The organism is Arsenophonus sp. ENCA, from assembly GCF_002287155.1.
GTDB classification, from domain to species: domain Bacteria; phylum Pseudomonadota; class Gammaproteobacteria; order Enterobacterales; family Enterobacteriaceae; genus Arsenophonus; species Arsenophonus nilaparvatae.
Genome location: NZ_NHNG01000216.1, coordinates 1 through 5499, shown reverse-complemented (window position 1 = coordinate 5499; position 5499 = coordinate 1). Strand labels below are relative to the sequence as shown.

General features: G+C 43.5%; 6 protein-coding genes and 3 pseudogenes. 7 read left to right on the top strand and 2 right to left on the bottom strand.

Features of this window, described 5'->3' with window-relative positions; translation table 11 throughout:
• The 7 genes and pseudogenes from CBG25_RS05650 to CBG25_RS05620 all read left to right on the top strand — a co-directional run.
• On the top strand, nt 1-353 hold a 353-nt coding region (locus tag CBG25_RS05650), incomplete at its 5' end, for a transposase family protein (protein WP_290603898.1).
• A gap of 36 nt (nt 354-389) precedes the next feature.
• On the top strand, nt 390-1607 hold the full coding sequence (locus CBG25_RS05645; RefSeq protein ID WP_290605188.1) for a phage portal protein: 1218 nt from the start codon (nt 390-392) through the stop codon (nt 1605-1607).
• Entirely contained in the window at nt 1604-1933 is a 330-nt protein-coding gene (locus tag CBG25_RS05640; RefSeq protein WP_290605186.1) for a phage head closure protein, read from the top strand. Before CBG25_RS05645 ends, CBG25_RS05640 begins: the two co-directional genes overlap by 4 nt.
• A gap of 1 nt (nt 1934) precedes the next feature.
• Complete coding sequence (locus CBG25_RS05635) at nt 1935-2237, top strand: head-tail connector protein (protein WP_290605184.1); 303 nt, start codon at nt 1935-1937, stop codon at nt 2235-2237.
• A pseudogene (locus CBG25_RS05630) lies at nt 2238-2709 on the top strand (HNH endonuclease). It abuts the gene before it with no gap.
• A gap of 235 nt (nt 2710-2944) precedes the next feature.
• Nucleotides 2945-3310, top strand: coding sequence for a phage terminase small subunit P27 family (locus CBG25_RS05625; RefSeq protein ID WP_290605182.1), 366 nt, complete (start codon nt 2945-2947; stop codon nt 3308-3310).
• Nucleotides 3285-4355, top strand: a pseudogene (locus CBG25_RS05620) (terminase large subunit); the annotation flags it as partial. The gene CBG25_RS05625 and the pseudogene CBG25_RS05620, both read left to right, overlap by 26 nt.
• A gap of 270 nt (nt 4356-4625) precedes the next feature.
• Here the strand turns inward: CBG25_RS05620 and CBG25_RS05615 are convergent.
• Both CBG25_RS05615 and CBG25_RS21345 read right to left on the bottom strand, forming a co-directional pair.
• Nucleotides 4626-5270: pseudogene (locus tag CBG25_RS05615) on the bottom strand (DNA methyltransferase).
• Nucleotides 5271-5323: 53 nt separating this feature from the next.
• Nucleotides 5324-5482, bottom strand: coding sequence for a hypothetical protein (locus tag CBG25_RS21345; protein WP_366212646.1), 159 nt, complete (start codon nt 5480-5482; stop codon nt 5324-5326).
• Nucleotides 5483-5499: the final 17 nt, after the last annotated feature.

The window sequence follows — 5499 nt, the reverse complement described above, 5'->3', positions numbered from 1 at the left end:
TGAGCAAAAATGGGCGCCGTCACGATAAACGCTTACTCGATAAAGTCGATATAATTCGCCATATTCCTCCTGAGGTAACCATCTGGGCAGATACCGGTTTTCAAGGTATAGATAAACAGCATCCTAATACACAAATCCCAAAAAAAGGAACTCGAAAAAGACCTTTATCGCCTGAACAAAAACAAGAAAATAAAATAATCTCGGGCATCCGTATTACAGTTGAACACGCCATCGCGGGTATCAAGCGCCTCGGTTGCATGACCCAAATTTTACGGAATCGTAGACCCTTTATTGATGATACCTTCTTACTCCTTAGCGCAGGTCTTTGGAATTTCCATCTCAGAACAGCGTAAAATTTACTTCAATCACCGAAACACCCTTATTTCACTATTAAGCAACACGCTTATAAAAAGGCAGAAGAGCGCAGCCTTAGTATTGATGAGTTCCTTTCGCTGGCTGGCATTCCTAACAGTCGGTCAGGCGAATATGTCTCACCGATAACCGCAGAAGGCTTACCCGCCGTTATCAATGCCGTTACGGTGATTAGTGAAGCGGTGGCGACGATGCCCTGTTTCCTATATCGAGTACACAATGATAAGGGCATGGAATCACGGGAATGGCTAAGTGACCACGTGGTCGATTATCTGCTCAATGAAAAACCGAATGATTGTCAAACGCCTTTTCAATTTAAACGAACCCTAATGCGCCATTGCTTACTTAATGGTAATGCCTATGCGCGTATCACATGGGGGAAAGATGGACAGCCAACGGCGTTACACCCTTATCCACCAAGTGCGGTTGTGCCTGAACGATTAAGTGAGCACCGTTACCGCTATACGATAACCGAGCCATACAGTGGTCAAGTCCGCGTCTGTCTGCAGGAAGAAATCTTACATTTACGTTACGCAACGGATGATGGCTTTATGGGACGTTCGCCCATTACCATTTGCAGGGAGACATTAGGGTTAGGGCTAGCCCAACAACGGCACGGCGCGAGTGTGATGAAGGATGGCATGATGGCCGCAGGGATTATTAAATCTAATGATTGGCTGAACGATGCCAAAGGGCAAAAAGCCCTTGATGCGCTTGAGCGTTATCGAGGGGCAAAAAATGCGGGTAAAGTGCCAATCCTTGAAGGTGGAATGGGATATGAAAAATTAGGCATGAGTAATCAAGATGCGGAATGGTTAGCATCCCGTCGTTTTACGATAGAAGATATTGCCCGTATGTTTAATGTCAGCCCTATTTTTCTGCAAGAGTATTCCAACAGCACCTACAGTAATTTTAGTGAAGCCAGTCGAGCCTTTTTAACCATTACCATGCGTCCCTGGTTAGCGAATTTCGAGCAGCAAATCAAATCTGCACTACTGCTTAATGTTCCGCAATCAGGCGTTCGTTATCAGGTGGAATTTGACACCGCCGATTTACTCAGAGCCAACCCAAGAGAGCGCTTCTTAAGTTATGAAACCGCGATTAAATCCGGTGTGATGTGCCCCAATGAAGCACGTGAACGGGAAGGCTTGCCGCCTCGTGATGGCGGTGATGAATTTAGTCAGGCGTGGAAGCAACATATTGAGGTTAAGAAACATGCGGAGCACAACGCATGAGAGCCGGACGATTAAGACATCGTATAACGATTCAGAAGAAAGAGATTATCAGGGATGATTTCGGTGGTGAGAAGATAATTTGGACTGATATAGGGAATGTTTGGGCAGAAGTAAAAAATGTCCGCGGTCAAGATCTGACTATTTTCGGTAATGTAATTAAAGAAACCATTATACGTGTTTGGATGCGCTATCGCCCTGATATCACGATTGACAACCTGATTGTGTATAAAGGCGCTAATACACGGAGTTCTCGATTCTCCATTATTCTTGTCATACCTGATCCACGTCACTCAAGACTCGAGTTGATTTGTAAGGGAGGAAGTTGATTTGACTGATGTAAAAATCCCTTTAAATGAAATCAAACAACATTGTCGATTAGAAGAGAGCTTTACGCTGGATGACAAATTATTAACTACGTATGCCGAAGCAGCACTTGAAACCTGTCAACAACATATTGGCAAACGGTTTGAGGAAGGATTGAGACTCACGCCAGCGATTAAAGTCGGATGCTTGCTCTATATCGGACTGCTCTATGAGAATCGGGAAATGGCAACGGATGTTGAGCTTAAAGAAGTTCCCTTTACGATTAAATCGTTGTGGTCAGTGTATCGAGATATCGGAGTGTATTAAATGCCATACCAACCATTAAAAAGATGTACAGAGCCAGGCTGTAGCATACGAGTTAAATCGGGTAAGTGCGAGGCGCATAAACGAGCAGCCAGACGCMGAKTAGANARAASAANGAGGAACGCATACCCAGCGTGGCTACTCSAGCCAATGGGCTAAATATCGTCTGATTTATTTGAAGGAGCATCCTCTTTGCGTGAAGTGCGAAAGTCAGGGGATATATACMCCYGCTAAAATYGTTGACCATATYATCCCAATCGATGGWGATAGYGATGTCCTGTTCTGGTGGCAAGATAACCATCAAKCATTGTGTCARGGATGTCATAACCGCAAAATTATTCAGCAAGATCCAATRACTAAAGCACAGCGTAAAGCTGGCATRTTCCGTGAGCAGGAAGAAAAAGCTGCTCATCGTAATGACTGGATACACGAGTATAACCTTAATGGAMGAATATCAGATAAATCAATTRGTTAAKGGATTACTYARACATAGCMAAGGTTATCGACGCGTTAAKCMAARCGYGAATARACMCYASGTTAARCGATTGAMTCARCGTGACCGTGARYTRATGGAATGYTTWAGGAATCAGCCTTGGAAGTRRGGGGTGGGGGAGTCAAATATGACAACGCCCTACTGCGCTGGGACCGGACGTCAATTCAATTTTTATGCGCGGTAATTTTTTGAAATGCAGTAAGGAAAACAATAAGTTATGAAAAGAGCACCCAAAGCCCCTGATTATCTAGACGACATCGCCGTTACTGAGTGGAAATCGAAGGCCAAGTTTATGGCTGAACGTGGGGACGTTAATCCAACGGATTGGAGTAGCCTTGAACTCTATTGCGTCAACTATTCCATTTACCGAAAAGCCGTCTCAGACGTTGCCACACGGGGCTTTTCTGTTGAAGGGAGTCGAGGCGCAGAGTCCCGTAATCCGGCACTGGCAGCAAAGGCGGATGCGGAGCGGGTCATGATAAAAATGGCCTCACTATTAGGTTTTGACCCTGTATCGCGTCGCCGTAATCCGGTAGAAATACAAGAAGAAGATGAACTTGACCGTTTGGCATCAATACGCTGAGGATGTCAGAAATGGCGATATTCCGGCCTGTAAACGCTTAAAACAGGCGGTTAATCGTTATTTTAATGACCTCAATAATCCCTTTTATACCTTCGATACGCTAACGGTAGCACGTTTTATCGCATTTTCCCGTCTCTGTCCCCATGTCAAAGGGCATTTACGCAGCAAACCGATTGAACTTGAACCGTGGCAGCAATTCATTTTTGCTAATTTGCTGGGTTTCAAAGATGTCACGACGGGAAGAAGAAAATATCGCAGTGCGTATATCCAAGTGCCAAGAAAGAATGCTAAGTCTACATTAGCTGCAATACTGGCTAACTGGTTTTTAATCATGGAAGAGGGGCAACAGGATATTTATACGGCAGCCGTGAGTCGTGACCAGGCACGCATTGTTTTTGATGATGCCCGTCAGATGTGTTTGTTATCGCCTTCCTTAAAGAAACGGCTGACCATCCAGCAACATAAAATAATTTATCCTAAAAATAACAGTTTGCTAAAGCCGCTTGCTGCAAAAGCGGCTACCATTGAGGGCACTAATCCGAGTCTGGCTATCGTCGATGAGTACCATCTACATCCTGATAATGCCGTTTATTCTGCTTTAGAGCTTGGCATGGGGGCACGCCCCGAAGCGCTACTTTTTGCCATTACCACCGCAGGGAGTAATGTCATTTCAGCCTGTAAACAGCATTATGATTATTGTTGTCAGATATTGGATGGTGAAGCGCAGAATGAATCACTCTTTGCCCTGATTTATGAACTGGACGAAGACAGTGAATTTGATGATGAGCACAACTGGGTTAAAGCCAATCCTAATCTCAATGTTTCTGTAGAAAGTCATGCATTAACCGATACGATAAAAAAAGCAAGGGGAATTCCCTCTCAATGGACAGAGATGTTAACCAAACGGTTTAATATCTGGTGTCAGGGTCAAACGCCGTGGATGGGTGAAGGGGCTTGGACAGCCTGTCAACGGGACTACAGGGAAACCGATTTAAAAGGACAAACCTGTTATGCAGGGATGGACTTATCCTCAACAAATGATATTCACGAGTTTCGCACAGGCATATAAAATTCTAAAAATGGCTTAAAAGCAATGATTAATCTGCAAGTTACTAAAAAACATAAATTTTCTTAAATTACAATAAGTTGTATTTGATTTATAAGGTTTTGACTATTTATATATCATGCTGAATTAAACTTAAAAATAGAGCGTTTTTTTATTGGTGCGAAACTCGTGCCATTTTCTCAACGAGTAAAGCCACATCTTTTCGTAGTACTTCATGACCGCAATAATTCATTTTTTTTATTTCCTTCTTTAAGCAACACGACGAGTACGCAAAGCAGCAATACGTTGTTGACCAATGGCATGATATTCAGCAAGAAGCTCAATACCGATATAACGCCGTCCTGAAAGCGCAGCAGCGATACAGGTAGAGCCAGAACCCGCAAACGGATCGAGTACAATAGCGTAAGGTTGCGTAAAAGACTCTATGAGCGGTTGTAAGCTACTAACGGGCTTTTGAGTTGGATGATAAAGATTGCCTGTATATTGCCATCACTGTACGTCTCTCATTGGCTTTACTGGCATCACAGGACGGCCTTTCGCAAGCAGATAAGCATTTTCGTGGCTGTGCCCCAAAAAACCAGTTTTTGACGTATAGCGTTTCTTGAAAACGAGATGACCAACAATACGGAAGCCGGATTTTTTCCAGGCATCAACAAATTTCTCAACCAGATTCCAGCCGTAAAAACTGACCATCAGACTATTGGGCTTCAATACACGAAACATTTGTTGACAGGCGGGCTTTAGCCATTCGTCGTTTTTATCGTTGGCAATTGAGCGCCCTGACCTGTCGGTATAATCAACCAGATAAGGCGGATCAGTCAGTATAAAATCGATTGCATTATCAGGAAAAGTTGACATAATTTTCTGGCTGTCGCCTTGTATAAATCGGGACATTAAGCGTGTTGCTTAATAGTGAAATAAGGGTATTTCGGTGATTGAAGTAAATTTTAGGCTGTTCTGAGATGGAAATTCCAAAGACCGGCACTAAGGAGTAAAAAGGTATCATCAATAAAGGGTCTACGATTCCGTAAAATTTGGGTCATACAACCGAAGCGCTTGATACCCGCGATGGCGTGTTCAACCGTAATACGGATGCCCGAGATTATTTTATTTTCTTGTTTTT

Bases quoted from the DNA above. Each gene is read 5' to 3' on its own strand.
- CBG25_RS05640 (WP_290605186.1), top strand. From the start codon at position 1,604: ATGAGAGCCGGACGATTAAGACATCGTATAACGATTCAGAAGAAAGAG.
- CBG25_RS05625 (WP_290605182.1), top strand. From the start codon at position 2,945: ATGAAAAGAGCACCCAAAGCCCCTGATTATCTAGACGACATCGCCGTT.